At 47.8% G+C, this 26,905-nt stretch carries 28 protein-coding genes, 1 other RNA gene and 1 pseudogene; 14 read left to right on the top strand and 16 right to left on the bottom strand.

Annotated features, from left to right (window positions below; all coding sequences use genetic code 11):
* Positions 1 to 14 precede the first annotated feature (14 nt).
* Positions 15 to 551 carry a PTPA-CTERM sorting domain-containing protein gene (locus SPB21_RS17345; protein WP_499867278.1) on the bottom strand — a complete coding sequence of 179 codons (537 nt, stop codon included), beginning with the start codon at positions 549 to 551 and terminating at the stop codon, positions 15 to 17.
* Positions 552 to 1,186: 635 nt separating this feature from the next.
* On the opposite strand from SPB21_RS17345, the gene SPB21_RS17340 reads away from it, so the two are divergent.
* Entirely contained in the window at positions 1,187 to 2,191 is a 1,005-nt protein-coding gene (locus tag SPB21_RS17340; protein ID WP_163669392.1) for a glycosyltransferase family 2 protein, read from the top strand.
* Here SPB21_RS17340 and SPB21_RS17335 read toward each other — a convergent pair.
* The 3 genes from SPB21_RS17335 to SPB21_RS17325 all read right to left on the bottom strand — a co-directional run bounded on the left by SPB21_RS17335 (position 2,188) and on the right by SPB21_RS17325 (position 4,908).
* Positions 2,188 to 2,595, bottom strand: coding sequence for a DUF4346 domain-containing protein (locus SPB21_RS17335; protein WP_499867277.1), 408 nt, complete (start codon positions 2,593 to 2,595; stop codon positions 2,188 to 2,190). The genes SPB21_RS17340 and SPB21_RS17335 overlap by 4 nt on opposite strands.
* A gap of 213 nt (positions 2,596 to 2,808) precedes the next feature.
* Positions 2,809 to 3,999: a GNAT family N-acetyltransferase gene (locus SPB21_RS17330; protein ID WP_163669396.1), complete on the bottom strand. Its 1,191-nt coding sequence runs from the start codon at positions 3,997 to 3,999 to the stop codon at positions 2,809 to 2,811.
* Positions 4,000 to 4,188: 189 nt separating this feature from the next.
* Positions 4,189 to 4,908 (bottom strand): RibD family protein, encoded by a 720-nt coding sequence (locus SPB21_RS17325; protein WP_499867275.1) that lies wholly within the window; start codon positions 4,906 to 4,908, stop codon positions 4,189 to 4,191.
* Positions 4,909 to 5,408: 500 nt separating this feature from the next.
* On the opposite strand from SPB21_RS17325, the gene SPB21_RS17320 reads away from it, so the two are divergent.
* Positions 5,409 to 7,421 carry a sensor histidine kinase gene (locus SPB21_RS17320; protein WP_163669401.1) on the top strand — a complete coding sequence of 671 codons (2,013 nt, stop codon included), beginning with the start codon at positions 5,409 to 5,411 and terminating at the stop codon, positions 7,419 to 7,421.
* Between the two features lie 95 nt (positions 7,422 to 7,516).
* On the opposite strand, the gene SPB21_RS17315 is transcribed toward SPB21_RS17320, so the two are convergent.
* The 4 genes from SPB21_RS17315 to SPB21_RS17300 all read right to left on the bottom strand — a co-directional run bounded on the left by SPB21_RS17315 (position 7,517) and on the right by SPB21_RS17300 (position 10,278).
* Positions 7,517 to 8,536 (bottom strand): Gfo/Idh/MocA family protein, encoded by a 1,020-nt coding sequence (locus SPB21_RS17315; protein ID WP_499867274.1) that lies wholly within the window; start codon positions 8,534 to 8,536, stop codon positions 7,517 to 7,519.
* A 60-nt stretch (positions 8,537 to 8,596) separates the two neighbouring features.
* Entirely contained in the window at positions 8,597 to 9,367 is a 771-nt protein-coding gene (rnc, locus tag SPB21_RS17310) for a ribonuclease III (RefSeq protein WP_163669403.1), read from the bottom strand.
* 47 nt (positions 9,368 to 9,414) lie between these two features.
* Positions 9,415 to 9,858: RNase P RNA component class A (gene rnpB, locus SPB21_RS17305), an RNA gene on the bottom strand.
* 126 nt (positions 9,859 to 9,984) lie between these two features.
* Positions 9,985 to 10,278 carry an STAS domain-containing protein gene (locus SPB21_RS17300; RefSeq protein WP_036018518.1) on the bottom strand — a complete coding sequence of 98 codons (294 nt, stop codon included), beginning with the start codon at positions 10,276 to 10,278 and terminating at the stop codon, positions 9,985 to 9,987.
* 276 nt (positions 10,279 to 10,554) lie between these two features.
* Here SPB21_RS17300 and SPB21_RS17295 point away from each other — a divergent pair, with 276 nt between their 5' ends.
* Positions 10,555 to 11,334, top strand: a complete 780-nt coding sequence (locus SPB21_RS17295) for a ZIP family metal transporter (RefSeq protein ID WP_163669404.1) — start codon at positions 10,555 to 10,557, stop codon at positions 11,332 to 11,334.
* A 76-nt stretch (positions 11,335 to 11,410) separates the two neighbouring features.
* On the opposite strand, the gene SPB21_RS17290 is transcribed toward SPB21_RS17295, so the two are convergent.
* Together SPB21_RS17290 and SPB21_RS17285 are read right to left on the bottom strand one after the other, a co-directional pair.
* A complete protein-coding gene (locus SPB21_RS17290) occupies positions 11,411 to 12,016 on the bottom strand; it encodes a pyridoxamine 5'-phosphate oxidase family protein (protein ID WP_163669406.1) in 606 nt (201 codons plus the stop codon).
* 91 nt (positions 12,017 to 12,107) lie between these two features.
* Positions 12,108 to 12,731, bottom strand: coding sequence for a glutathione S-transferase family protein (locus SPB21_RS17285; RefSeq protein ID WP_499867272.1), 624 nt, complete (start codon positions 12,729 to 12,731; stop codon positions 12,108 to 12,110).
* 162 nt (positions 12,732 to 12,893) lie between these two features.
* Between SPB21_RS17285 and SPB21_RS17280 the strand changes: the two genes are divergently transcribed.
* Positions 12,894 to 13,454 carry a TetR family transcriptional regulator gene (locus SPB21_RS17280; RefSeq protein WP_163669411.1) on the top strand — a complete coding sequence of 187 codons (561 nt, stop codon included), beginning with the start codon at positions 12,894 to 12,896 and terminating at the stop codon, positions 13,452 to 13,454.
* A gap of 16 nt (positions 13,455 to 13,470) precedes the next feature.
* Here SPB21_RS17280 and SPB21_RS17275 read toward each other — a convergent pair whose 3' ends face one another.
* From SPB21_RS17275 to SPB21_RS17265, 3 genes are all read right to left on the bottom strand, one after another.
* Entirely contained in the window at positions 13,471 to 14,838 is a 1,368-nt protein-coding gene (locus tag SPB21_RS17275; protein ID WP_499867271.1) for an MATE family efflux transporter, read from the bottom strand.
* A 471-nt stretch (positions 14,839 to 15,309) separates the two neighbouring features.
* The gene (locus tag SPB21_RS17270; RefSeq protein ID WP_499867270.1) at positions 15,310 to 15,618 is read right to left on the bottom strand and encodes a cupin domain-containing protein; all 309 of its coding nucleotides are present in this window, start codon (positions 15,616 to 15,618) and stop codon (positions 15,310 to 15,312) included.
* A gap of 108 nt (positions 15,619 to 15,726) precedes the next feature.
* Positions 15,727 to 16,521, bottom strand: a complete 795-nt coding sequence (locus tag SPB21_RS17265; protein WP_499867269.1) for a phytanoyl-CoA dioxygenase family protein — start codon at positions 16,519 to 16,521, stop codon at positions 15,727 to 15,729.
* Positions 16,522 to 16,804: 283 nt separating this feature from the next.
* Here SPB21_RS17265 and SPB21_RS17260 point away from each other — a divergent pair, with 283 nt between their 5' ends.
* Both SPB21_RS17260 and SPB21_RS17255 read left to right on the top strand, forming a co-directional pair.
* Entirely contained in the window at positions 16,805 to 18,457 is a 1,653-nt protein-coding gene (locus SPB21_RS17260) for an FAD-dependent oxidoreductase (RefSeq protein WP_499867268.1), read from the top strand.
* Between the two features lie 424 nt (positions 18,458 to 18,881).
* Complete coding sequence (locus tag SPB21_RS17255; RefSeq protein WP_499867267.1) at positions 18,882 to 19,277, top strand: DUF1016 N-terminal domain-containing protein; 396 nt, start codon at positions 18,882 to 18,884, stop codon at positions 19,275 to 19,277.
* Positions 19,278 to 19,411: 134 nt separating this feature from the next.
* On the opposite strand, the gene SPB21_RS17250 is transcribed toward SPB21_RS17255, so the two are convergent.
* Positions 19,412 to 19,669, bottom strand: coding sequence for a DUF1883 domain-containing protein (locus SPB21_RS17250; RefSeq protein ID WP_499867265.1), 258 nt, complete (start codon positions 19,667 to 19,669; stop codon positions 19,412 to 19,414).
* An 89-nt stretch (positions 19,670 to 19,758) separates the two neighbouring features.
* On the bottom strand, positions 19,759 to 19,944 hold the full coding sequence (locus SPB21_RS17245; protein ID WP_499867264.1) for a YjzC family protein: 186 nt from the start codon (positions 19,942 to 19,944) through the stop codon (positions 19,759 to 19,761).
* Between the two features lie 179 nt (positions 19,945 to 20,123).
* Here SPB21_RS17245 and SPB21_RS17240 point away from each other — a divergent pair, with 179 nt between their 5' ends.
* Both SPB21_RS17240 and SPB21_RS17235 read left to right on the top strand, forming a co-directional pair.
* On the top strand, positions 20,124 to 20,447 hold the full coding sequence (locus SPB21_RS17240; RefSeq protein ID WP_499867263.1) for a helix-turn-helix domain-containing protein: 324 nt from the start codon (positions 20,124 to 20,126) through the stop codon (positions 20,445 to 20,447).
* 2 nt (positions 20,448 to 20,449) lie between these two features.
* A complete protein-coding gene (locus SPB21_RS17235; RefSeq protein WP_499867262.1) occupies positions 20,450 to 21,010 on the top strand; it encodes an ImmA/IrrE family metallo-endopeptidase in 561 nt (186 codons plus the stop codon).
* Here the strand turns inward: SPB21_RS17235 and SPB21_RS17230 are convergent.
* Positions 21,003 to 21,427, bottom strand: a pseudogene (locus SPB21_RS17230) (Uma2 family endonuclease); the annotation flags it as partial. The gene SPB21_RS17235 and the pseudogene SPB21_RS17230 overlap by 8 nt on opposite strands.
* Positions 21,428 to 21,522: 95 nt before the next feature.
* On the opposite strand from SPB21_RS17230, the gene SPB21_RS17225 reads away from it, so the two are divergent.
* From SPB21_RS17225 to SPB21_RS17200, 6 genes are all read left to right on the top strand, one after another.
* The gene (locus SPB21_RS17225; RefSeq protein WP_163671665.1) at positions 21,523 to 21,723 is read left to right on the top strand and encodes a hypothetical protein; all 201 of its coding nucleotides are present in this window, start codon (positions 21,523 to 21,525) and stop codon (positions 21,721 to 21,723) included.
* Entirely contained in the window at positions 21,714 to 22,127 is a 414-nt protein-coding gene (locus SPB21_RS17220; RefSeq protein WP_499867261.1) for a type II toxin-antitoxin system VapC family toxin, read from the top strand. The genes SPB21_RS17225 and SPB21_RS17220 overlap by 10 nt, the downstream gene beginning before the upstream one ends.
* Before the next feature lie 232 nt (positions 22,128 to 22,359).
* Positions 22,360 to 22,914 (top strand): AAA family ATPase, encoded by a 555-nt coding sequence (locus SPB21_RS17215; RefSeq protein WP_499867260.1) that lies wholly within the window; start codon positions 22,360 to 22,362, stop codon positions 22,912 to 22,914.
* 205 nt (positions 22,915 to 23,119) lie between these two features.
* Entirely contained in the window at positions 23,120 to 23,749 is a 630-nt protein-coding gene (locus SPB21_RS17210; protein WP_499867259.1) for a LysE family translocator, read from the top strand.
* 2 nt (positions 23,750 to 23,751) lie between these two features.
* Positions 23,752 to 25,155, top strand: coding sequence for a sensor histidine kinase (locus tag SPB21_RS17205; RefSeq protein ID WP_499867258.1), 1,404 nt, complete (start codon positions 23,752 to 23,754; stop codon positions 25,153 to 25,155).
* A 58-nt stretch (positions 25,156 to 25,213) separates the two neighbouring features.
* Complete coding sequence (locus tag SPB21_RS17200; RefSeq protein ID WP_499867257.1) at positions 25,214 to 26,626, top strand: tetratricopeptide repeat protein; 1,413 nt, start codon at positions 25,214 to 25,216, stop codon at positions 26,624 to 26,626.
* The last annotated feature ends 279 nt before the right edge of the window (positions 26,627 to 26,905 follow it).

Raw genomic sequence — 26,905 nt, 5'->3', positions numbered from 1 at the left:
GACCAGCTATAGTCCTAAGCTTCGATGGATTGCTTCCGCTTACGAATAGCCGCCAGCCCTAGTCCAATTAAGCTCGGCAGTAGAGCCGGTGTAGGAACCTGTTGGAGTACGGCAAACTGAACATCAGATATGTCAAAGGGGGTGGGTATACATTCGTAGAAATCAGGGCGATCGCAAGAAGCGGCAAACACAACCTCTTGATATACCTCGTCTCCGTAGTCTCGAAACTCGGGAGGAATGGTGGCAACAAAGGCAGGATCATACTTGATTCCAATGAAATCGAGGCCAACGAAGCGCTCACCAAATAGATGTGCGAACAGGGGACCTTTAGTTGCATGCTGTGTTGCTAGATCTACGGCGAGTTCCTCGTTCCCGTAAAAGAGCTGTTTTTTTAGTGTGGGCAAGACATCTTCATATGTCTCACCAGAAATTGTTGAAACAGAAAATTCGCGGCTACCAATAAAGATGTTGGCGGCAGCAGCAGGTGTTGTCGTCGAAAGTATGGCAATGCCAGCCGCAACTAGTGCCACAGAAGTATGTTGAGCTTTCATCGAGCTTAGCTCCAAAACAACAAAGTAGAGGTAAGCCACAGCTTTTACCACTTTGCCAAGATCTCATAGACGATTTGACGAGAGAGATTTGGCGAGTTTGAGATCACAACAAGGACGTGACTCGCGATCGCACACAGACAATCAGCACAGACGAGCACTGCATACAGCCCCATACAATCAATCAGGTCACAGCGCTACGTTATTGCTGAGTCAAAAGGGCGCAGGCTGAGATGAACCAGTAGATGAAAGCTGTGGGATAGATGACAACAATACAGTGATGGACACCACTGGAAAGTGATGGACACCGCTGGAAAGTGGTGGGCAACCCTTACGGTCGATTATTTAGTTACTACGCAATGAACGTAACTCGTCAGGCAAAAGCTGCATCATAAATTCACTCAGTTGGGCCTGACGCGCAGCAGATTGGCAAAACGTGATGCACGGGCACAACTTTAACGAAACAGTGACCTTTGCAGGCGGTGCTAATGGACAGTTAGTGATGCGTCTAAAGCATGGTTAACGCTTATCGGGGCACTTAAACACGTCTATTCTGACCTCTGAAACCGAATAATGAGTGGTGGGGAATGTTAGTGTTTGTTTAGCTCTGCCTAAGTCCATTGGATTCAAATCCCACTATGGTGACCTCCCCCAGTCAAATTGCTGCCGTTAATACTCGGTATGAGTTATCGGTCGTTGTGCCTATTTATAACGAATATGACAGTATTCCGTTGCTGGTGGAAAAAATTACCAACGCAGTTCGGACCATGGGGGTTTCCTATGAGTTGATCTGCGTGGATGATGGCTCAACGGATGGTTCAGCGAAGCTACTTAAAGCCCTGGCCAAAGAACGCCATGATTTGCGGGTGATTTTGCTACGACGTAACTATGGCCAGACTCCTGCCATGGCAGCTGGATTTAACTACGCTAGGGGGCAGGTGATCGTCACCCTGGACGGAGACTTGCAAAATGAGCCTGCAGATATTGCCACGGTCTACCAAAAGCTGCACGAAGGCTACGATCTGGTAAGCGGCTGGCGTAAAGATCGGCAGGACAATGCCATTACTCGACTGCTGCCATCCAAAATTGCCAACTGGCTAATTGCCACGGTAACCGGCGTTAGGCTGCATGACTATGGCTGTTCACTGAAAGCCTACAGCGCCGATGTGGTCAAAGATATGAACCTCTACGGTGAGCTCCATCGATTTCTACCAGCCCTAGCTTACATTGAGGGAGCGCGTATTAGTGAAGTCCCCGTACGCCACCACGCTCGTCAGTTTGGCCAAAGTAAATACGGTCTGGGTCGCACCTTTCGAGTTGCCCTAGATTTATTGACCATTTACTTTATGAAAACCTTTTTGACCCGCCCCATGCACGTCTTTGGGCCGTTTGGAGCCATATCCGTGTTTGCCGGGTTAGGGCTGAGCATTTATCTAGCATTTGTAAAGTTTATTTTGAATGCTGAGATCGGCAATCGCCCTCTGTTGATGTTGGCAGTGGTGTTATTTATTTCAGGAATTCAGTTATTGAGCGTAGGACTGTTAGCTGAGCTGATGATGCGCACCTACCACGAATCGCAAAAACGCCCCATTTATCGGGTGCGCGAAATCGTGGGTGGCAAATTGAGTGGTGTTCAGGATTAGTCCTGAACATAAGGCTCATCATTGACCAGGGCAATTTCAGCGCGCACAAACTCTCGACCAAGATAAGCAGCATGGTCTAAATAGCTTATGGGGCAAGGGTTTTCTTTGTCTTCGAAGATTTTCATGCACAACTCTTTAGCGGTGCGACCCTGATATAAGCGAGAAGACTGGCGTGGGGCCTCAGTCTTTTTCCCCAATAAAGGTTTGCCTGTGTCTGGATCACAGGCTACGCCCTTGTCGTTAATGACATTGGTAAAATGCTTGGCGCAGATCAGCCCTTGCTCAGTGTCTAGATAGATCAAAAAATAACCGTCAGGATCGAGTTCAATAAACCGTTTAGACAGTTTGTTATCTAGGGTTTTGAGGGTGGCGGCAGATGGGCGTGTGTCTTGACTTAGAGCCATGGTAAAGAGACGGTTTCACAACGTGAGAACATTTTTGGGACCCATAGGGTCCTTTGGGTCCCATATTCTACCGTGCAGATCCCTTGATTTCACCTAGGATCGTGCTGATTTAGGGGATGCACCGGTCTAGCACTATGGCGATTTGACGGTGTCTCACCCCTCAAGTTATCCCGAGGCTCAGCAATGCTTCTATTTTATTTATTCCGTCCTTATTTATTCCGTCCTTAATGGCTTGAGGGGGAGGTCTGCATTGATGTCGTCAATTTCCTGCTGTTCGGCGACATTAATGCGGTCGATGTAATTGTCTAGCACCTGGGCCAAGGTGGGATGATAGAACTTATGCAGGCTGTGGTTAGGGGAAGCGGGGAAACCGCGTCGTTTTTTGTGGCGTCCTCCAGCACCAGGGTCAAATAGCTTAATGCCGTTGGCGATGGCCCAGTCGATAGGTTCGTAATAGCAGGCGTTGAAGTGCAGGTGATTGTACTCTTCAAAAGCTCCCCAATAGCGCCCGTAGAGCTTTTCTCCCTTGGTCAGGCAAAAGGACATGCCAATGGGATCGTTACTGTCGTCGCTGTAGGCGGCAAATACAACGGTGCGATCGCAAAACTCTGGATATAGCTGCTGAAAAAACTTGCGGGTTAAATATTTACTACCCCACCAGCCAAACTTGTCACAGGTATCACTGTAAAAGTCGTACACCAGGTTGCACAGGGTATCAGATAGGCCATTGCCAGTATGCACTTCAAAATGCAGTCCAGCCTTGGCGACAGACTTGCGTTCTCGCTTAATATTGCGGCGTTGGTTGGCATTAAATCGAGCTAGATAATCGTCAAAGCTGCTGTAGCCTTCGTTTTTCCAGATATAGCTATGGTGTAGCCATTTTTGAAAGCCCAGCTTTTCCATTGACGCCCGCCAGTCAGGGTTCGCGTAGAGAAAATGGCAGCCTGAAATCTGATTCTGGACGCAAAACTGGTCGATAGCTGCCACCATGACTTGGGTGAGTGCAGTCTCATCTTCCCCAGCCGCGATTAAAAACTGATACCCTTCGACAGGGGTAAATGGCGACATGCCCAGCAGCTTAGGGTAGTAGTCAATGCCCAGCTGATCTGCTAAATCTGCCCACTGATGGTCAAATACAAACTCACCGCGACTATGGCCTTTGAGATATAGCGGTGCGGCAGCCACTAATTTATTTTTGCACCACACTGTCAAATGGTTGGGCAGCCAACCGGTCTGAGCTTTAGTACTGCCAGAGACCTCCATGGAATTTAGCCAAAACCACTCGAAGAAAGGGGTCTTGATCGATTGTGCCATGCTATCCCAATCGGCTGCGGGTAAGTCTGCCATACGATTGACCCAACGCAGCGTATAGTCGGTCAACGGCTGATTGATGGTTTTCCCCATTACTTGGCATAGCGTATTGATCCACTACGGTAATGTAGCGCGGCAGATGGGGAATGGGAATGGGGCAAAGTCGGCGTAGGGTAAGTTTTGAGTTTTGTAAGTTCTTGCTTCCTGGTGCCTTGTTCTTAGTTAGTTGCGGCTTGGCAAGTTCAAACCAGGCAAACTACGTCAGCTCAAAACTCAATAGTCTTAGCGGTGACGTTTATAGTTTAAGAACACTTCATTCCCAACGGTTTGATGCGATATCAGGGTGAATCTTGGTGCATTGTCTAGGGAAAATCCATCTCCGTCGCAGGGGGTGGGGGACTTGTCTCCGCCGATGATTAAGGGGCAAATGGTGAGCCAGAGTTCGTCAATCAAGTCAGCGGCCATCAGAGCCGCCACGAGTTGACCGCCGCCCATGATAATTAGTTGATGAATATTTAAGGCCTTGAGTTTGGTCAGGATTTGTTCCCAAGCGAAGTCTTGGCCTGTGGGGGCAGTAGGGGCGATCCATAGCCGTTCAAAATGATCTGTGTCTTGCCAGTTGGCTGCCCCATGGCTGGTTGTTAACAACCAACGGGGGATTGGCTGAGTAAAGAACTTAGCAGTCGGATCTAATTGGCCTGATCTGGAGCAGACGATGTGGATGGGTTGGGGGTGTTGAGTGTTTTGACGCCGTTTTTCCAGGAGCTTTGCGTCTTTGATCAGGGCCGTGGTGCCGTAGGCTCGTAAGGTGCCAGCGCCGAATAGAGTGGCATCTGCGATCGCTAATCGCTTTTCTAGATGGTGCTGGTCGGCGGCTGATGGAAAACGAGCAGCACCGCGCTGAGGATTACTGATCTTGCCATCGGCACTCATGGCCAAAACAGTAGTGACGTAGGGACGATTGGATGTTTTGGCGTAGGGCTGTAGGTTTAACGGCGGCATTTATTCAAAAAGCGGTGATGGCTTCTTCTCGGTATGAAGCAATTTGTGAGAGGCTGAAGCATAGCGAACATGACCGATCGATTGACGGATTGAAGCATCGACACTGACCTGTCTGATGCCTGACAATATTCAATTTCAAGGGATTAAGCTACCTTTGATAAGGCTTCATCTATGTGAGTGCTACTTCAACTTTTGGCTTGCTAGCCGGTAGCTAGACAAGACCAGTCGATAAACTAAGTGGGTGTTAGTACCGGTATCAGTAATAACACGATGGTCATGGGTACGGTCGTTGCGAAAACTGATATTGGTTCATTGTGGTTTACCAGTGGATATAACATCAAAGTAAATGAGACGGTGACGTCTGCGGACCATTTTGGCTAGACTGCGGCAGACCAAGATGGCAAGCGTTTTCTTTTGTTGTTATCTACGAATTTGACTCCATGTCTTATCTACGTTTCCTTGTTGAAGTCAGCGACGATCCTATAAGTTGTTAGCGGTTTATGGCTAAGCGTCCTCTTTCATTTCGCCGGTTACTGATACTGCGTATCTTGCTATTGAGTACGCCTGTGCTACTCATTGGTCAGGCGATTACCTTGCGTAAGGCGCGTTCAAGCCTATTGGACACGGCCCGCCAAAACTTGACCAGCAGTGCTATTAACAAGGCAAGTGGTCTTAGGGACAGCATACGAGCAGTAGAATCAGAGCTGATGTTGCTCGCTGATAGCCAAGCTTTGAGAACTGGAGAGACCCCTGAAGTCTCTAGAGCCCTGAGGCAGTATACCGAAATAGCTTCCCACACGGTTGGGTGCTTAGAGCTGACTGATGCTGGCACCGGTAATGTCGTGTTAAGTACCTGTGAGTCTTCCCTCTTGCCCACACCGTTACAGCTGCCTTGGCAACAGGAATCCACGGGAAAGTCAGACTTCTATTTAGTGGACCTTGATAGCCCTAATCGGACGGTTTCAGAAACTGTCCTTGAAGTGGAAAATGAAGAGCAAGGGATGCACTCTTCCCTGCTTGATTTGATTGTCGCCACACCTATTTATAGCCCCGAAGGGCAGCTGCGCTATACCCTATCAGCTCAGTTTGGATTTACGCAGCTAGAAGACACCAATCCCCGTTCTCTGGTAGGTAAAACGGTCATTATCGATCCCAATGGCATTGTCGTTACCCACCCCAATCCAAACCTAGTCGGTCTATCGGTCGATGACCTCCATGGTGCTGATCGGTTTGTTAGCATCATGAGCAGTATTCGCGTAGGGAATTCGGACACCCTGCACCTGTTTAGTTTGCTGGAAAGTGGTGACGAGTGGCTAGCGGGTTACAGCGGTGCCAAACTGCCGGTGTCTACCGGTCAGATTCAGACGTGGAATGTGTTAGCGGTAACGCCGCTTGATCAAGCCCTCCACGCGCTGTGGGAAATCCGGATGATTCTATTTTTGCTGACCCTGGGATTGCTAGCTGCCAATGCTCTGTTAGCGCTTTATGTGGCCCGTAGTCTGTCATTGCCGGTGGAGCGATTGATTCACTATACTCAGCAAGTTCAGGACCTTTCCTCTGAGGTCAAGGCTGCGCCCAAGAACCGAAGTATTTGGGAACTTGATTATTTGGGGCAAGTTCTAGAACGCATGCTGCGTCGTCTGGAAGGAGGAGCCCAGGAGTTACGCCAGGCTTGGGAAAACGCCCAGATGGCCAATCAGCTTAAGAATGAGTTTTTGGCGAATACATCCCATGAATTGCGCACACCACTGAATGCCATTATTGGCTGTGTCCGTCTGGTGCGCGATGGCTCCTGTGATGATCGCGAAGAGGAACTGGAATTTCTAGAACGGGCGGATAATGCAGCCATTCATTTGCTGAAAATTATCAACGACATTTTGGACATTGCCAAAATTGAATCGGGCACCGTCAGTCTTGATCTAGATACTCTGGACTTGGGGGGCATCGTTCAAGATGTTCTGGATATGCAGGTTCTACAGATTCAGCAAAAGGGCTTGACCCTGAATCGTCCTGAGAAGTCAGACCCCATCTGGGTGAAGGGGGATGGCGATAAGCTCAAGCAGGTGTTCCTGAATATCGTTTACAACGCCGTTAAATTTACCCACAGTGGCAGTATTACGGCCAAGATTGAGATAGTGCAATCGGTTGATGCTCCAGATGACGATTCTGCACCAGTGCCCGCACCTCGCGTGAGCGTGACTATTCAGGATACTGGAATTGGCATTGATCCCAAGGATCAGCAAAAGCTTTTCCATCCTTTTGTAATGGTGGACGGTAGTCACACCCGCAGCTATGAGGGGACGGGGTTAGGCCTGGCGATTTCGAAGAACTTTATGAAACTGATGGGGGGCAGCATTAGCCTCTACAGTGAGGGGGTGGCTCAAGGTACGGCAGTTACCGTGAGCCTACCGCTCTTGGCTAACCAGGGTGAAGCCGATGAACCCGAGACTCCTGAAAAGGATAAGACGGAAGCTGCTGAGCAGGTGCTGGTGGGGCAGAAGACAGAGGGGTAAGTTTGGAGTGTTTAGTTTTGAGTTAACGGGTATAAACTCAACTCAAAATAAAGATCTGAGAACGCAAAACGACTCTTGTTTTTACTGTCTTGCTTTTACTGTGTAGAAATCCATGCGCCTGCTTGATTTAGGGATTTGGATAAGGCTTCTAGGATGGCGACTAGATCAGTGCCAACGATGCCCGAAGATATGGATGATGACTGATTGGTGAGCACGCTTTGGACAAAATGCTCGCACATCGTGGCCAATGGCTCCTGCTTAGGAATGTCGATGGACTCTGTACTTAAGCCTATGGGACTAAATGTGTCGGCTTCTAGCTGCCCTAGCTGTAGTGTGAGGGGCGATTCAGGTCGCATTTCGTCAAAGATGAGGCTGCCGCGATCGCAAACCATAGTCAACTGTCGTTGCTTGTGGGGATTGGCCCAGCATAGATGTACCGTTGCTTCAAACCCACTGGCATATTTCAAACGACACCACACCACATCGGCTAGCTGCACTTGGTTTGAACGCTTTAGCCAGTTCAGACCTTGGGCCTGCACATGTGTGGGAAAATCCCCCAGCCAATGGTTAAAAATAGCAATGTCGTGGATCGCTAGATCCCAGAGGGCATCAACATCGTGACGTACGGGACCCAGGTTAGTGCGGGCGGCATAGCCGTAGCGTGGAGTGCCTAGACGGTTTAGATTGGCATTGGCCACCATAACAGCCGGATGGAAGAGATAGGTGTGGTCAATAAATAGCTGCCGATTTTGCTGACGGGCTAATTGGCAAAGTGCCTTAGATGTATTGGCAGTCAGCGTCAAGGGTTTTTCACACAGCACATGCAGCTGACGTTTGAGGGCAGCGGTGACAATAGCCTCGTGGGTGGTGGCGGGGGTGGCGATCGCAACAGCTTCTAAACCGTCAATGTTTAAGGCCGCTTCCCAACTCCTGAGTAGTGCCACTGAGGCATCTAGGTGAAACGTTTGGGCTATGGTCGTCAACCGTTCTGAAGACGGATCGACGACCGCCCTCACCTGAAGTTGGGGATGAGCCAGACAGTTGCGCAGTAGATGGGTGCCCCACCGCCCCACTCCCATCAGTGCCAGCTTGATTTGCCTTGTTTCTGGATCCATTGCCCTATACCTCGCTGAGCGGTCCGCTGCCCATTTTGCCCATTGTGGCAGTCAGGGTTACTAGCTATTTGAGTTAACGGTAATCAAGGGTTCCAATTGTTGATAGGCTTGCTGCGCGGCGCGTTGTTCTGCCTGTTTAATGGAGGGACCTTTGCCATCTCCCCAGAGTTTGCCCTGATACTGGACCTGGGCATAAAACCGCTCCGGATCGCCGTGGCGCTGGCTAATTTCTTCGACAGTATATGCTGGCAGCTGTTTACTGTGGGCCTGGGTGAGTTCTTGGAGGGCTGCTTTATAGTTGTGGCGGGCTGGGTCGTTTTTGATGGTTTGGGTAAGCCGCTCAAACTGACGATCAAGCCAGGGATGAATCAGGCTGAGATCTTGGGTGCTCAGGTAGAGTGCGCCCAAGACAGCTTCAAATGCGTCTGCCAGCCGTGAACTTCTGCCGGCCTGGTCCCCAGCGGCACTAGACGATATATGTAGGTAGCGCCCAAAGTTGTAGTCTCTGGCCAAAACTGCCAACGTGCGGTCGCTGACAAGTTGCGATCGCACTGCTGCCATTTCTCCCACCGACATGTGGGGGTAGGTTGCTTGCAAAAATTCTGCGGCAGCTAGCCTTAGGGCTGCATCACCTAGAAACTCCAGCACTTCATTATTTTGATCTGCTGAGCGAGAAATATCTATCAGGGCCTGATGCAGCAGGTCCCAACGCACTGCCGTAGGATCCGTTACCCCTAACTTTGCTACAAATTGTGATAACTCTTGTTGTCGTCGTGGATCATCCTTGATTGCTGACTGATTGCTGTCTACTGCCCTGTGGCCACTTAGCATTCACTGTTATTTGGTGGACTTGCCCCACCCTCCTATGCTCAAAAAAATGGAAAGAGTCAGCCGTAAGCCGGGTTCTGTTCTCGCTGATGCGAACATCAACGGGCGGTTATCTATCTGGGACGACTGTTACCAGTTGCCTCTAGCGGTACACCAAAAGCGGGGCTGGAAAAAGGTCAACCATGACCCCTGCGACCTTGCTCCTAGCCGGGGTTTACCGAGCCAGCACCTCTCGATGCTGCTGGTGCGCTCTTACCGCACCTTTGCACCCTTACCTGTAAAAGGATGAAGGATGAAGAATGAAGGATGAATTTAAATTCCGCCTTCCGCCTTCCGCCTTCCGCCTTTCCATTGGCGGTATGTTTCTGTGGCACTATCCTCACGGTCACCCGCACTGGGAATTACCCAGCAAGCCTGACCTTTCAGGAGCCCGGACTTTCCTCAAGCTAAGGGCTTTGCTAAGTCCTTAGCCCGCAACCGCAGCACCAACTCTTTCCGACTAACTATAATATCGCGGCGTCACAGTGTAGCGTCAAAGCCGATAATTAAGTTAGGGCATCGTCAGTGCGGGCATGGACGATCAAGGCGTATTGTTCTATCGTTTGGCATTTAGCTGCCATTTACAATTCCTGTAAATGGTGCAGTAGGCCGGATCGTTCTAAAACAAGCTTGACCTGCTCATTCATGTCCCTAGCAATAATTTTGGCTCCTTCTTTGCGAGATTGTATAATTCCTGCCCAAAATACAGATGCTGCCGCAGGTTCGAGAAACTTAGTCTTTGCCATGTCGATGATGATGGTGACGCCAGGCTGAAGCTTCTGTTTCAAATCTTGCTCAAAAAACGGTGAGATAAAACTATCCACACGACTGGGTAGACGAATGACTACATGGGATGCAACCGAACTTGTATTCATGGGTAGTAAATGTTACTCAGTACATTACTAAATTAAGCGAGATATCTCGATGAATCCTTGGGTTTTTTCACGGAGATAGACACCATTTTGCGTAAAGTTTCCACATGATGTGTCGTTTCTAAGAACCGTAATATCCCTGAAAACACTTAGATCTTTGTCGTATAGAACTGCACATCTTTAAAGATCGGTGCTTGTGTGATTTAACTCACCCGTACTCATAATGAGTTTGAGTTAGTATGGAGTCCTGAGTCGGAGATTTTCTGTCGGAGGTTTTCTATGGAACAGCTCTCTCAATCCTGGTCTAGTGTCGCGTCGGATGTGATGTCTGACGGGGTTACATCTAGTGTGTTAGCCAGTTTTGGCACAGGTGTGGGTGCGGTACCCATACTGTTTACGTCTCAGTTAAGTGATCGTTGGCAGACCCTGTTGCTGAGTATGGGGAGTGGGGTGATGCTCTCAGCGGCAGCATTCTCGTTATTGATACCGGCTGTGCAGTTGGCGGGGCAGTCGGCTGGCTATGGCACAGGCACAGGAGAAATTGTGGCTGCCGTCATTATTGGTGTTGCGATTTTCTATGGTTTAGACCGTGTATTGCCTCAGCCAGAGCTGACACAGCCAGGCCATGGGCGACACCTGTGGCTGTTTGTGTTGGCTATTGCTCTACACCATTTTCCAGAGGGCTTGGCAGTGGGTTTGGGGGCAGCGTCTACCCATGATGCGGGCATTGCCATTGGTGTGGCTGTGCAAAATTTGCCTGAAGGCTTGATGGTAGCGCTAGCTTTGCGTCAGTTAGGCTATGGCATCGGTTTATCGCTGCTGTTTGCTACCCTATCTGGCTGGTTAGAACCCTTAGGAGGATGGTTGGGAGTAACACTGGTCGATGGGGGGCGTGCGATCGCCCCCATGGGCATGGCATTAGCGGCAGGTTCCATGCTGTTTGTTGTATTCCATGAGCTATTGCCTGAGTTAAACTTGAAGACCCTAAAAAGCAGCGGTTCGGTTGGGTTGTTGACTGGCGTTGTGATCATGGGAATGGTCGAACAGTTTTTAGGCTAAAGAGTTAGGAATTATTGAATGAAAAATTATCTCGTGTAGGGATGTGCCATGGAACGTCCCTACACGAGAAGAGAGATTAACCTTGAAGACGATTTTCTAACGCGATAATTTTTGCCTGTAGGGGCGCTGTAGCTGCCTCAATTGCCTCCTGAAGGTCTTGCTCAGAATAGCGTACGGGAATATGTTGAGGGCAATTCTGGCTAAATGCTTCAAGGGTGAATAAGACTGCACGTTCGATCTTCGCTGGGTACCCTGGCATGTGGAGTTGTTCAATTAATTCAGGATCATTTTCGACATAGTGGGCACGACCCCACAGTTTGAACCGACGGCGATGTCGATAGTCCATCAAAAAGAGAAAAGATTTATCGTTTTCAGACAGATTACCCACCGTGATGTACTGCACATTGCCGGAGAAATCAGCGAAGCCAATGGTCTTATTGTCTAGTACTTTGAGAAAGCCAGGTGGTCCCCCGCGAAATTGTATATAGGGATAGCCGTTAGAACCGATGGTGCCTAGATAGCCACCATCCATCTGAGTGATAAACTCAGCCAACTCCGGCGTGATTGTGTCATTTGGCGGGGCTTTGGCGGTGTAGCGTTCGTAGGTTTTTCGAGAACCTCGCTGGGTTTGGGCGGCTTTGACGGCAGGGGTGAAGGCAATGTCGGCGAATTTGCTGGGCATGGGTTTAGGGGGGAAAGATTTGAGAATATTTAGGGTTTCACGAATCTTGTAGGGATGTTACATGCAACGTCCCTATAAGATTTGTTTTTCACTAGGCAGTCACTGCAAGAGTTTCGATTCCTCGCATGCCTACGAAACCAGGGAGCTGTTTGACTCGTTTAATCCAGGACAACACATGGGGATAGGGCGAGAGGTCAATTTTGCCATCGGGCGAAAGGGCAACATAGGGAAAGACGGCAACATCAGCAATAGTAGGCGTACTACCAACCAACCAATTATGGTCGCTCAGATGCTGATCGAGCTGGTTGAGAATAAATGTTGCTTTTTCGGTTGCGCGCTCAATGTTAATGGTTTTAGCACCAAACAAATGGTATAGACGCGCTGACTCTGGACCTTGGCGTACTTCCCCCGTCGTAATGGAGAGCCAGCGAATCACTTCGGCCATGGCCAATGGTTCCGTTGGTAGCCATGCCCCATTGTTGTCATATTTACGGGCTAAATAAACCAGTGAACCTTGGGCATCAGCTAGAACAACGTCGCCATCGGTGAGTACAGGTACCTGGCCAAAGGGGTTGAGTTTTAAGAATTCTGGCTGTTTATGTTCACCTTTTAGCAGGTCTACGGTGACCCAATCGTGGTCTATCCCTAGGAGGTTCAAGAACAGTTTGACTTTGTAGCTGTTGCCGGACATGGGATGACCATAAAGTTTTGGCATGGGTTGAGACCTTAAATGATTTAATATTGAACCGAACGATCGGTCTGGTTAATTTATACCGAACGAACGGTACAATGTCAATAAAGATGATTCTCTTTTAAAGGTGGCCGTAAGGTTGATCCCTTTTGGGAAGGCTCAAGACTGTAAGTTTGGTGGTTGTTTGTGGCGCGTGAACCCTATTTGCCAGTGCTATTTCGGTTATTTCGTCGTCATGGTTATGACGGGGTGAGTTTGGCGAACATTGCTGAGGCGACGGGTCTCGGTAAGGCGAGTTTGTATCATCATTTTCCAGGTGGGAAAGCGGAGATGGTACGGGAGACGTTGGCCTATTCGGGTAGATGGATGGCGGACAATATTGTGGCCCCGCTGCAAGGGGATGGCGAGCCGTTGGAGCGGTTAAGGGGGATGTGCGATCGCATCTCTGCCTTATATGAGGCCGGTGAACAGCCTTGTTTGCTGGCATCGCTGACGCTGGGGGCATCGCGGGATATGTTTCATGAAGCGATTAAGGATCGCTTGCAGACGTTGGTGGATGCGATCGCATCAGTCTTAATCGAAGCTGGCTTAGATCCAGACCTGGCCCAGCAGCGAGGCGAAGATGCTGTAATGACCATCCAAGGATCATTGATTTTGTCTCGTGGTTTAGATGACCCCAAACCATTTCAGCGAGCTATAGCTCAGCTTCCAGATCGCCTTTGGGACGGATTGCCTATGAAGGTTTAATTTTTGAGCTTTTGCACTACTGATTCAAAGCTTCTTGAGGTGTGGCCTGAATCGTTGCTGGTTTAAAGCACATCTTACGATTCCAGCAATAGGCTCCTATTCCCACGGCTAAATTGGACACCAGCGCAGCAACAAAAATTCCTATGGGTCCAGCGATACGGCTACCTAGGTAGGCCAATGGAATATACAGCACAAACATCCGAGTAATGGTCATAATAATGGATGGCACCGGTTTACCCATGGCGTTAAACGCAGAACTGCTAACCTGAATAATGCCTGCAGTGCCATAGCTGATGGGCACTAGCCATAGATACTGGGTGGCCACGGCAATTACATTGGGATCTTGATTAAATAAGCCCGAAAGAAAGCGTCCGCCCAGTCCTAGCCCTATGGCCATAAATAATCCCCAGCCCATGCAGAATAAAAAGCTTTGGCGCAGGGCAAGGCGGACTCGGCCAAACTCTTGTGCTCCCCAATTTTGACCAACAAAAGGTCCCATGCTGGCGGATAGGGCCATAACGGTAATGAGGGCAAAGGCTTCCAGTCTTGAGGCCACACCAAATCCGGCAACAGCTGCAGGTCCGTGGATGGCGAGAAAACTGGTAATCACTCCGATGGAGATGGGGCTGATCATACTGGAAGCTGCCGCTGGGAGACCGACTGTGAGAATGTCTTTCCAGCACCAGAGAGTTTCGTTGATATCTGGGAATTGGGTAGAGAGAAGATTCTCTTTAAAGCGAAGAACGAGCAAGGCGGCGACTAAGGTGGTGGCACGGGCAATAACCGTGGCGAGGGCTGCGCCTTGGATTTCGAGGCGGGGGAAGCCGAGGGCACCCGTGATTAATAGCGGGTCGAGAATGATGTTGACGGCGGCGGACAGGGTCATGATGATACTCGGCGTCAGGGTGTTGCCTGCGGCACGGATAGCGCTGTTACCAACCATAGGTACAACCAGGAAGACCATGCCAAAGTACCAGATGCGCATGTAGTCACGGATGTAGGGGAGAACATCAGGACCTGCACCAAGGGCTTTGAAAAGTGGGTTGATGGTGAATAGACCCAGACTGACGAAGAGGATGACGGCAGTGACGGCAAGGGTAAGGCTATTGGTAGTGAAGCGTTGGACTCGACTCATGTCGCCTTCGCCAATGGCACGAGCGATGACGGAAGATGCACCAACACCAAGGCCCATGGCGAGACTGCCGAAGGTCATGACAACGGGGAAGGTGAAGCTCATGGCAGCCAGCTGAGCGGTGCCGAGTTGGCCGACGAAGTAGGTGTCGACAAGGTTAAAGGCGATGATGGCGAAGACGCCCCAGACCATGGGGATAGTGAGGGTAATGAGTTGTTTGCCGACGGGGCCTTGGGTGAGTTTTTGGTTCATAGAGGGGCAAGGGGTTTTGCTCAGTGTAGAGTAGGTGGTGATTGGAGGTTGTACTGAGATCTTGCACTAAGTCGATTGTGAGGCTAAAACCCACGTTGGGTTCAAAACCCAACGCTAATTGAGGGCTGTCTGCTAAAGCGACAACGTTGGCTATGATGCCCTAAATATAGGCTTTCAGCGATTCTTTAACCCCTTTAGAGGGTTTTGATCCAATTAGCCGTGCGACTTTGAGTCCACGGTGGGTTATCGCCACCACGCCAGGTGCAAGATGTGAGTTGGATTAATTAATTTGGATCACCTCATAGGGGCACTCCCTTGTGGATGCCCTCCGATATTTGCAGCGATTGACCAGACTCTCATAACGTAATTCTTTTTGTTTGCCTAATCCTTAGGCAAACCTGAAAGCCCTCCAATGTTTGGGGATTTAAGAGTGGTGGATAACTGAATGTGTCTTTACTGAAAATTCTCTATCTAATCTGCTCTGAACCAGAATTCAATTTCTGAGGTTTCTTGTTCGAACCTTGCCGCATGGACTGCTTGGGCGGGAACGTGATACCAATCACCTGGCTGATAATGACTCTCTTTACCATTTATAATCAGAATAAGTTCGCCTTGGGTAATGACGCCAACATTGTCGGTATTGTAATGGTGGGGTGAGATTTCTGTTCCAGCGGGATAGGTGGCAAAGAGAACATCGCAGTTTTGGGCCATGAGTTTATAGGCATCAAATGGGCCATCGAATTTAGGTAAAGCACGTAGCTGTTTGGGAAAGTGGGTCATAGATCGGTGCTGAGAAGATTTGTAGATACTACTGTTTTCCAAAAAACCTTGGGAGTTACACCTAAACGTTATCAACAACTGCTGGCCTCACAGGGTGTCACTCCGAATCTATTGCCAGTTGTGGGAGGGTACAATGTTTCGTGCCAGATCATACCAATTACTGTTCTGGATATGTTTGATTTCTTCGTCAGTTGGTAGACCTGTCGGGTCTAGAAAACTTTCGACTAAAGGGTGAGGTTTGCCTACACAAAGGTCTAGCGCTTTGCGGGTAGGATTTAGAGCATAGTTGCCTCGATGAATTATTTGAGCGCTAAAAATCAGTACATCCCCTGGTTCAAGTTCAATTAAGACAGAGCCAGGCAGGGATTCATAATTTCTATGGCCATTTTGCTCGAAGCGTACGTTTCTTTCTAGTTCAGTGTCCCAACGTTTGTGGGTTTCAGGTATGAGCTCTACTCCTTTTTCTGCAACAAGGGGAATTCTCACATGGAGACTAAGCATATTGTTATGTTCAGCGGCTTGCACATTATCATCAATGGGGCTGTATTGCAGATCACGATGCCAGTAAGGCTGTTTTTCTTTGTCGTGGGGGTTAAAAAAGAGTTGTGTATTGTGAAAATAAATATCTGTCTTGAAGATACTCTCTAATCTATTCGTGAGTTTACTTGGTAAGAGTAGTTCGAAGAACTCAGTTCGTTTATGACTGCAACCTTGAAAATATCTAGGGTTAGTCAGCGAGTGCATATTGATGAGTTTCTGCTCAATCAGGGCATCATGATTTTCTTCCTGCCACTGATTGTAGATGCGGTCAATGATACGAGTAAGTTGATCAATCTCCTCCGGGTTAAAGAATCTAGGCAGAATAACATGACCTTGCTCTTCAAATTGTTTAGCCGTATTCATAGAAGCCTGGTTGCAAAGTATAAAAAGACAAGTTTAGACAAGACAATAAGATCATAGTGCGTTGCTGCCTGGTCAAAATTTTTGCGAATTATCGACTCAAGCATAAATATAACTGAGACATTGTAAGGCTTAGCTTTTTAAGGATATACCGGCTGTTCTAATGATTTTAGGCGCAAAACCTCCATCAAAATGAAAATCTTGAGCCCATGCCATTGGCAATTCTCATGTCAACAGGGCTTAGAATTTGTAAGAATGCGAGAAATAAGTTAGCCTTCTTTGCCCCATGGATAAGCCTGTCATTCTGACCATTGATGATGATCCTGCTGTGCTACAGACCATTGCCCGCGATCTGCGCAAACAATATGGGGATCGCTTTCGCATTGTACGGGCCGACTCAGGTGCAACAGCCCTAGAAGCTGCCCAGCAGTTAAAGTTGCGTGGCAATACTGTGGCGTTATTTTTGGCAGATCAGCGTATGCCGGGCATGAGCGGTGTCGAGTTTTTGAATCAAGGTTCCGACATCTTTCCTGCTGCTAAGCGAGCATTATTGACGGCATATGCTGACACGAATGCAGCTATCGATGCCATCAATATGGCCCAACTAGATTATTATCTACTAAAGCCTTGGGACCCGCCAGAAGAAAAACTTTACCCAGTATTAGATGATCTGCTGCACGATTGGCAGGCAACATTTAAGCCAGTATTTCAAGGGGTAAAGGTAATTAGCGATCGCTGGTCACCAGATTCCCATGCGCTGCGGGATTTTCTCTCGCGGAATCAAGTGCCCTATCGTTGGCTAGATATTGAGTCGAACCAAGAAGCGCGGCAGCTAGTGACCTATGCCGGCGAGAAGGATAACCCCTGCTTGCCGCTGGTGCTGCTGCCCAGTGGTGAGAAACTGGTAAAGCCTAGTACGGCTGACCTGGCGCAGCAGGTGGGGATGCAGACTGAAGCGGCGAATCCATTTTATGACTTGGTGATCGTCGGTGGTGGTCCGGCAGGGTTAGCTGCTGCAGTGTACGGTGCTTCAGAAGGGCTGCGGACCGTGATGATTGAGCGAGAAGCTCCTGGCGGACAGGCGGGGACAAGCTCTCGGATTGAAAACTATTTAGGCTTTCCGGTGGGACTTAGTGGAAGCGATTTAGCTCGACGCGCAGTCACCCAGGCAAAACGTTTTGGGGTGGAGATTTTAACGCCTCAGGAAGTAACGGGGATTCGGTTGGAAGACAATTATCGGATTGTGACCCTATCAGATGGTAGTGAGATTAGTTGCCATGCTCTGATCTTAGCCATGGGTGTGTCATGGCGTCGGCTATCGGTGCCTGGTGTGGAGCAGTTTACGGGGGCAGGTGTTTACTACGGTGCGGCCCAAACAGAGGCGGCTGCCTGCAAGGATGAGGATGTGTATGTGGTGGGCGGTGCCAACTCAGCAGGGCAGGCGGCCATGTATTTCTCGAAGTATGCCCGCAAGGTACGGATGTTAGTGCGGGGTGAGTCGCTGACAAAAAGCATGTCGCAGTATTTGATTGACCAGATTGCAGGGACTGACAATATTGAAGTGATGCCGTTTCACAGTGTGGTGGAGGCTAAGGGGGGTGATCGACTAGAAGGGATTTTGGTGAAAGATTCTCAAACAGGAGAGGTGAAAACGTTTAAGACCAATTCGCTGTTTATCTTTATTGGGGCAACACCGAGCACAGGCTGGCTTGATGATGTGGTACAGCGGGATGAGCGTGGCTTTATTTATAGTGGGGCGGATATTCCCAATGGTGCGCTCTGGCCGTTAGAGCGCGATCGATTTTTGTTGGAGACGAATGTTCCAGGGATTTTTGCGGTGGGGGATGTGCGTCATGGGTCGGTGAAGCGGGTGGCGTCTGGTGTGGGTGAAGGGTCGATTTGTGTGCAGTTTGTACATCGACATTTGGCTAATGTGTAGGGCCTGCCTGGGCACAGCTTTAAGATTTCTTTGGGGCAATCGATAGCGAAATTGCGTATACTGAGTTGCTGGTGATCAGCGTTGTTTTCTAGCTATAGGTAGGTTATCCCCATTATGCGTCAGATGCCGAGGCCCCCTTCCGTCCCCCAATACTGGAGAGACTTAACTTAAAGCCCCCAGCATTGGTGTTTGGGGGCTTTTACGAGGAGGCCAATCGTCTAATCTTCTGTTTTATAAATGATTAGGTCAACCTACTTAGATGTTTGAGCAGACGTTTAAGAAGATTTTGGATGTGGAGATGGCGAAGATTTTGACAGGGATTGGGGCACTGTTGTGAGTGAGATGACGCCCCAGGGCTATGGTAGCTTTTTAATATGAGGTGAAGCAGCGAATCTCGTGAGAGGAGCTACAGGCGTTACGTAGTGTGAATCGTGAGCTGGTGGAACTGTACTGGGAAATTGGGGAACTGATCCATCAAAAGCAGCAGGCTTTGGGTTGGGGCAAGTCGGTGGTGGAAACGCTAGCGCAGGATTTGCAGACTGATTTTCCAGGACGTAATGGATTTTCGGCCCGAAACCTTTGGAATATAAGGGAGTTTTATAATTCCTATGCCGAGCGGCCAAATCTGCAACCGCTGGTTGCAGAAATTAGCTGGACAAAAAACTTGGTGATTTTTAGTCGCTGTAAGGATGACTTAGAGCGGAAGTTTTGCCTGCGGGCAACGGCTCGCTATGGTTGGACTAAGTCGGTACCACAGAAACAGGTGGATAATAAAAGCTATGAGAAGTATTTGCTAAATCAGGCAAACAATGAGTCATGACGAATGCCTCTGAAAGCTGTTGGACTTGCCAGAGACATTGCTTTTGATAGCAAGACGTAAATATCAGTGTTTGGGCTGGACAAACTTTCTTAAGGTAAGAGATTACCCTCTTGCCTTAAGAAAATTGAGAACAACTAAGTAATACTTACGCTAGCTTTCACTGAGCCGGAGTATCCATCTAGATCAATTACCACATGCCAGTTTTTATGACTTGGTGGAGTGAGCCATATAGGAGAAGCTTTCGCGAGCCCTCCTTGAAAGGAGTAGCGACTACCAGAACAGTATCGTTGATAGTTGATGTTATCCATCAATTTGACATTTGCTTGCTTATTAAGTTCGACACGGATACAGTCACTAGGTCCAGCATTGACTGTGTAATGTAAATGGTTCATACTTGAACTCCTTAATTGAAGTGTAAGTAGGTGCCAGACAGCTGCAACTGTCTAGCACCCTAAGTCAAAAACCTCCTAATCCTTGAGGATTAGGAGGTTTTTTTCGGTGGGCCAATACGCACCCAGGTTCTACCAGGTACTTGAGTTGGCGGCAGCTTAGGATCACCAGGTTCGATCGTAACTTGTCGTGGCTTGGACACATGACCTCCACGTTTACCACGCTCTTGATACTCTCCGGGGCTAGTTGGCTTTTCGCCAGGTTTTTGAAGGACCATATTTTTCCTCATCAATACAACGCCCAAATGTTATGCGAAGTACGAAAAAATGTCAATATTTTTATTGTATTTTTTGTATGTCATTCTTGGAAACGTTTCTGGGAATGACATTAATTGCTAAACTTGTATTTCCAACTAGTCACTGTGTTGTAAAGATTGTTTTGTAAAGGTTGGTAAAAATGGTTGCCTTAGATAAGGATGCGTTTTATCTAGACTTAGGTAAGAAAATTCGTGCAGTGCGTGAGGAGCGTAAGTTAACTCAAGAAGCTTTGGCATCACTTTTGGGAATTACTCGAACCTCTGTCACAAATATTGAAAAAGGTAGACAAAAGATGTTTCTGCATACTTTTTTAGAAATCGCCAAAGTTTTGGGCATTTCTCCTGATGAACTTATGCCTTCTATACAATATGCAAGTAGCCTTGAAGATGTTTTAAAGGAGCAATTGAATCAGAAAGAGTTGAATTGGGTGCAAGAAGCTATGAATGAAATTAAGAGGGACTAATTATGCCTGCATCGGTTAGGAGGAAATTTATCAGAGCTACTGCTGAAGACATTCTGAGAAGAACTAACCATTTTGAAGCTCCTGTGAATGTTTTCGAGATTTCTGAAAGCCTTGGCATATTAGTTGTTGAGCATTCAGCAGAGGATGATTTGTCGGGTTTTTTATTGAGAGATCAAGAAACTAAGAGAGTTGTTATAGGAATTAACTCTGCACATCATGAGAATAGACGTCGGTTCACGATAGCGCACGAGTTAGGTCACTTCCTACTGCATGAGGGTGAAGTGATTCATATCGATAAGCAAAATGAAAGTCAAGGATTTCAACTCAATTTTAGGAATGCTAAGTCGAGTGAAGGCATTGATGTGAAAGAAAAAGAAGCAAACTTATTTGCTGCAGAGCTTCTTATGCCATCAAAATTTATACACAATGATTTATCTAAGTTGAAAAGTATAGATTTACTCGGTCCAGATGAACAATATTTAAAGGACTTAGTAGAAAAATACGCTGTTAGTCTTCAAGCCTTCATGATTAGACTATCGTACTTAGATTACATTCAATTTTAATGCGTAAACTGTCTAATACCTTCGAAATCTTAATTGATTGATAGTTGCCTGATTCAGTTAAACCAAACGCAAATAGGCGTATTCCTTTTTCATCAATCACCCAGTACTCGGGGATGCCTAAACTGGCATAGAGTTGTTTCTGTTTATCCAAATCTAGACGTAAGAGTGGTGTCTCCAATTTCACCGATCAAGTCTGGCAGCCGATGAAGAGTCGTACTACACCACCTGGGTTCACCCGATTGCCATTTAGTAAGAGTATTTTTCCCCTTGTAGAGGAGCAAGTCTGGCGCGCAAGCCTGAGTTTCTGGTTTCTCAATCAAGCATCGCCCGTAGGACTGAAACACCTCATCAGGATGCAAGAAAGCCCAGATAAAAGAAAATTGCCGTTACTAAGTCACTAAACGAAGCATCATTTGGTATCAAAGCTATTGGCGATTGCTAAGATGATGCGTCATGATAGGCAAAGCCCAAGTCAAGTCACCTTACTAGACCTTAGAGGAGTAAGCCTGATGATATTGATCCAAAAAATCATCCACGAACTGCAAGTTATTCCTGAGGAAAAGTTGGTCGAACTTTACGACTTGATTCATTACTTTCGATTAGGGTTAGCAAAAGAACATCCTCAGCCTCGTACACCTGGGCTATTAACCGGTCAGCTGGATGATACCTTCTTCGAGCCTCTACCCGAAGAGGAGCTTCAAAGATGGGAATGAGCTATCTTCTCGATACACATATCCTATTGTGGTGGCTTTTTGATGATCCCAAGCTGAATGCTGACTGTCGGGATATTATTCGAAATCCGGAGCATCGCATTTTGGTAAGCAGTGCATCTGCTTGGGAAATTGCTACCAAATATCGCATTGGTAAACTTCCTGAGGCCAAAGAGCTGGTTGAGAATTATCCGCAGATTTTGCACAAAGCAAGGTTGATCGAATTAGCGATTACGGCTACCCATGCTCTTAGAGCTGGAAATTTGCCGATTGCCCATCGTGATCCTTTCGACCGTATGCTTATGGCTCAAGCGGAACTTGAGCAATTGCCAATCATTACCTATGACAATGCTTTTCAAACTGGACTCATTCAGTTAATTCCCGAATCAGAATCAGAAGATGAATAAGACCGAAACTCATACCATGCTAATCCGATGATGGCAACATACTTTCATCAGTATTTTCCAATCCTATTACGACTATCCAATTCTCTAATCATTGTTTAGAGAAACTAGGTTGTTATCCTTTCTCTCTGATGAAATGCGGAAAATGTGTCTGAACTGATTATGTTTGGCGTAAATTAACTGAATTCTGTTGTAGAAGTAAATCCTGTGCAACATTGGTTAGGGTGTAGGCGCTATGCAAACAGGTTTTTCTGGTCAGCGAATTGCAGTGGTGGGTACGTCCGGCTCAGGCAAAACAACCTTGGCGCGTGAGGTTTCCCAAAAATTACAAATTCCTCACTTTGAATTGGATGCCTTGTATTGGGAGCCAAACTGGGGAGAACCACCAGACGATATATTTCGCCAACGGGTATCAGATGCACTGATGGGCAATTGCTGGATTATTGATGGCAATTATGGCCAGGTGCGCGATATTGTATGGGGACGAGCCGATACGGTTGTATTGTTAGATTATCCATTTGGCTTGGTGTGGCGACGATTGTGGCGACGCACCGTACGACGGGCATTTCAGCAAGAAGAATTGTGGAACGGTAACCGCGAAACGATTCGGCAGTCTTTTTTTAGCCGGGAGTCCATTTTGTTATGGATATTGCAAACCTATTTTAAACGCCGTAAACAATATCCTCAGTTGTTGAAGCAACCCGAGTATAAACATTTGAAAGTGGTACATCTGCAATCTCAGTTCCAAACCGATAACTGGTTAGCCACGCTTGGTGATGTGAAGGCTTAGGGGACTGCACAAAAATAAAGACCCAGGTTGGGGCTGTAGATGGGTGGATGAGTGATGGGGGATTATTTAAGCGTAAGCGCCTTAGATCAGTGTTAAACCCGCTAAAATAGCCGCAGGAACTTGAAAGTCATTTTTTTATCGAAAGAGTTAAAAGAATACAAATTAACGTTAGATAGTCTATTGGCCCCATCACTAAGTGTTTCCCATGCCTGATTTTGCTACCTTTTCATTGTTTCTCAGTGCTGCCATTGTGCTGGCGATTACTCCTGGTCCCGGTATTTTGTATGTGATGACCCGCAGTCTCAGGGGTGGTCGCATTGAGGGGATTGCTTCAGCAATCGGCACCTCAGTGGGGGGAATGTTTCACGTGGTAGCAGCAGCCTTAGGGATTTCGATTGTGCTAGCAGCGTCAGCGTTTGCGTTTAATTTGGTGAAATACCTGGGCGCAGCATACCTGATTTATCTTGGCATCAAGACGATTCTGAGCCGAGATCACCATATAGGGATGGCCAATGTTCGTAGCACAGGGTATAAACGGGCATTTTTTCAAGGGGTGACTGTCGAAGTTCTGAACCCTAAGACAGCGCTTTTCTTTTTAGCGTTTATTCCTCAGTTTATTAATCCAGATGGTGTTGTGTTTGCTCAATTTCTGTTGCTGGGTTCCACATCTGTTGCCCTCAATACTAGTGTTGATTTTCTTGTTATTGTCCTAGCCGGCCCCATTGGTCAGTGGTTGAAGTCCAGTCCGAGGCTGAGGAGAGGACAGCGCTATGCGACGGGAACAGGGCTGATTGCGCTGGGTAGCTATGTGGCGTTAACTGGTGAGGGAGAATAACGATGCTCTGTGTTGATTCTCTGTTGCAGATGAAACCGTTTCAAACATTGCCTCGGGAGCGGTTGGATTGGATTTGCGATCGCGCCGAACACATCCATCTCTCTGCCGGTGAAGTCCTAGTTAAAGAAGGCGATCGCCCCCGAGGATTCTTTATTCAGCTAAGTGGTCAGACTACCATCAGCCGTAAAAGTAATGGTGTCGATATGCCCCTGGGTCGGAACGTGAGCCCATCCTTTTTTGGAGAGATTCAAGTACTCACAGAAGATCTGGTGCCGGTAACCTTGACAGCAGACACAGATGTCGACCTCTATCGTCTACAGTGTGCCGACTTTTTAGACGTTATCCACAGTTGCCGAGAATTTGAACGCGATATCTTTCGCACCGTTGGCAAACGATTGCGGGGCTTAGAATCATTTATCCAGGGCCGCGAAAAAATGGCCGCATTGGGCACCCTGTCCGCTGGGTTAGCCCATGAACTCAATAACCCAGCAGCAGCTCTTGTGCGAGCACTTAAGGATCTGCAACCTGCCATGCTGGAGTTGCAGCGGATGAACCTGGTATATGGTCAACAGCAAGTCGAGGATGACCATACTGAGGAATGGGAAGCCATTCGCGATCGCGGGTTTGCCGCCATTGCCCATCCCGATAATGACCCCTTAGCCCAGGCTGATCGAGAAGATGCCTTAACGGACTGGCTAGACGATTACGGCGTAGAAGATGCGTGGAAGCTGGTAGAACCCTTAGCAGCCGGTCATGTTGACCCTGCTAAGCTAGAAGACTTAATGGCGCGTTGGCGCGATGACCCAACTGAACTGCGAGATATGGGACTACGCTGGCTAGCCTTATCCTTTGACGTCATGGGAATGATTCAGAACGGTTTAGACGGTGCCGAACGGATTTCTACCCTGGTTCAATCGATGAAGTCCTATTCCTACATGGATCGGGCGGCCCAGCAACAGATTAATGTCCATGACGGCATTGAAGATACCCTACGGTTGTTTGCCTTTAAACTGAAACACGGCATTACAGTGGAGCGCAAATATGATCAGACGCTTCCCGAGATTACGGCCTTTGGTAGTGAGCTAAACCAGGTATGGACTAACCTGATCGACAATGCCATTGATGCTCTCTGTGAGAGCGACTCAGGAGTACCGCCAAAGATAACGATTCGAACCTGTGAGAAAAATAACTGCCTTAGAGTAGAAGTCGAGGATAATGGTCCGGGGATTCCAGAAGAGATTAAAAACCGATTAACGGAACCATTTTTCACCACCAAACCCATGGGCAAAGGCTCTGGTCTGGGATTAGATGTGGTCCGTAGGATTGTTGAAAATCGCCATGAAGGTAGCCTGATGATTGAGTCTATGCCAGGATGTACCTGTTTTATTGTGCTGCTCCCACTTTAAGGGAACTGTATATCTGTAGGAACATCAATTATTCCGATCCTGTAGACGGAATCTAGGCATGGCCCAGATATTACCCAAATCATTGCCCAGCCATACTCCTCCTGTGCAAATGGCATTGCAAGCCTATGCTCAGGAGCTAGCGCGATTGGCGAAAAACTCTGACACTATAGCGAAGCAGCAAGTTTTGCGATTACTGTTGATCCGAGATGCCCTTGAGAGCAAACTCCAGGCAACTGGCTCTATTATTCAGCAGGCAAATACGTTAGCTCGTCTCAGTGATTTGGATAATCAGCTCCAGCTTCTGGCTCCAGCTTTGCTTAAAGATGGCAAACTGGCTGACTGTCGTCGTAGTCGACAACCTGATGAAACTGCTTGGTGGTGGTGGTTAGAGCCCTATGTATCCGAAGAAAAGCGTCATAGATTAGATCGCTTTGACTGGCTGTGGAATTTTTTGAGTGCCAGTTGTTTGGTGATTTCAGCGTCATTCTTAACCATTACAGCACAGGCATTTTCGGTTGTCGGTGGGTTTGATTTGATCCAGGCCTTGAGTACGTTGTCCCAAGCGACAGGGCTGGTGGTAATTGCCAGTGGTACCTTAACCCACCGTGGTCGCAGGTTAGTCAAAAACACTCTCAAAAAAATTAATATTCCCACCTATTTTCACTCGGAAGCAACGCTGGTGGTTTCTATTTTGTTATTGTTGGCGTCCTATGGGGTGTATAACTCTCTGCCTCAGTTTTCTAATTACTATTATCACCAGGGGCTTAGGGCTCAACATGCTGGTAATCTCTATGTGGCAGTTGAGTACTATAAAGAGGCCATTGCATTTAATCCAGATGCTACAGAGCCCCATAATCACCTGGCAGAAGTGTATCAGAATTTAGAGAAATTTCAAGAAGCCCAAGCCGAATATCAGGATGGTTTGCTGAAAGGAGATCTGGTTGCCCTTAATGGCATGGGTACTTTGAGTTTAGCTGCCGCTGAAAACGAGCAATCTACTGAGTTTGGAGAACTTAGTGGTTTATTGGATGCAGAAGTTCTGTTTCGTATCGGGTTAAATCAGTTGGAGGATATGGACGAGCTAGATGACAGAAAGCTGTTTCTAAAGGCATCAATGCATCGAAACTTAGGCATTACCCTTATGAAACGAGGGAAATCTGAGGATGTTTCTGACGTAGAACAGCAGGCATTACTTACAGAAGCTCATCAGCACTTTCAAGCATCAATCAATATTGAGAAAATGGTCGTGAATGAAGGCACGTATCCAGGTCAGGGGGTGGCTTATTGCTATATTGCTACCCTGGATGAACAAAATGAGCGTTTGAGTAGTGCTGCGGATAACTGGCAGAACTGTCAACAGAATGCCTATCCCGCATCGTTGGAGCAGTACGAAGATATTTTACGACTAGGCACTGGGGCTATTGGTTTGCAGTTGAACACGAAGCACATTCTTGAATCTAATTTAAATTAGGCTTGCATAAAATGGGAGACTTGAGGTGGGGGTGAAAGGTGTAGACCATTTTTCTACCGTTGCCCCTGACAGTTGACGTAACTGTGGTTTATCTGCGACCAAGGTAAAAGCAATGTGAGCCATGGCCCTGGCTGCAAAGTCTAATCAGTTGAATGAGACGATATTGAGCGAGTTGGACCATTATGTGGCCTTAGGCCGACACCCCTGTGGTCTAAAGTGAGCCAATAAAAAGCGAGTGATTCCTAGAACCACCCGCGAATAACACTAACAAAATCTCGA

This window comes from Leptothoe sp. ISB3NOV94-8A, assembly GCF_043421595.1.
Lineage (GTDB): Bacteria > Cyanobacteriota > Cyanobacteriia > Phormidesmidales > Phormidesmidaceae > Leptothoe > Leptothoe turfae.
Note: the sequence above shows the minus strand (reverse complement) of the source record. Positions and strands in the feature narration are given on the sequence as shown.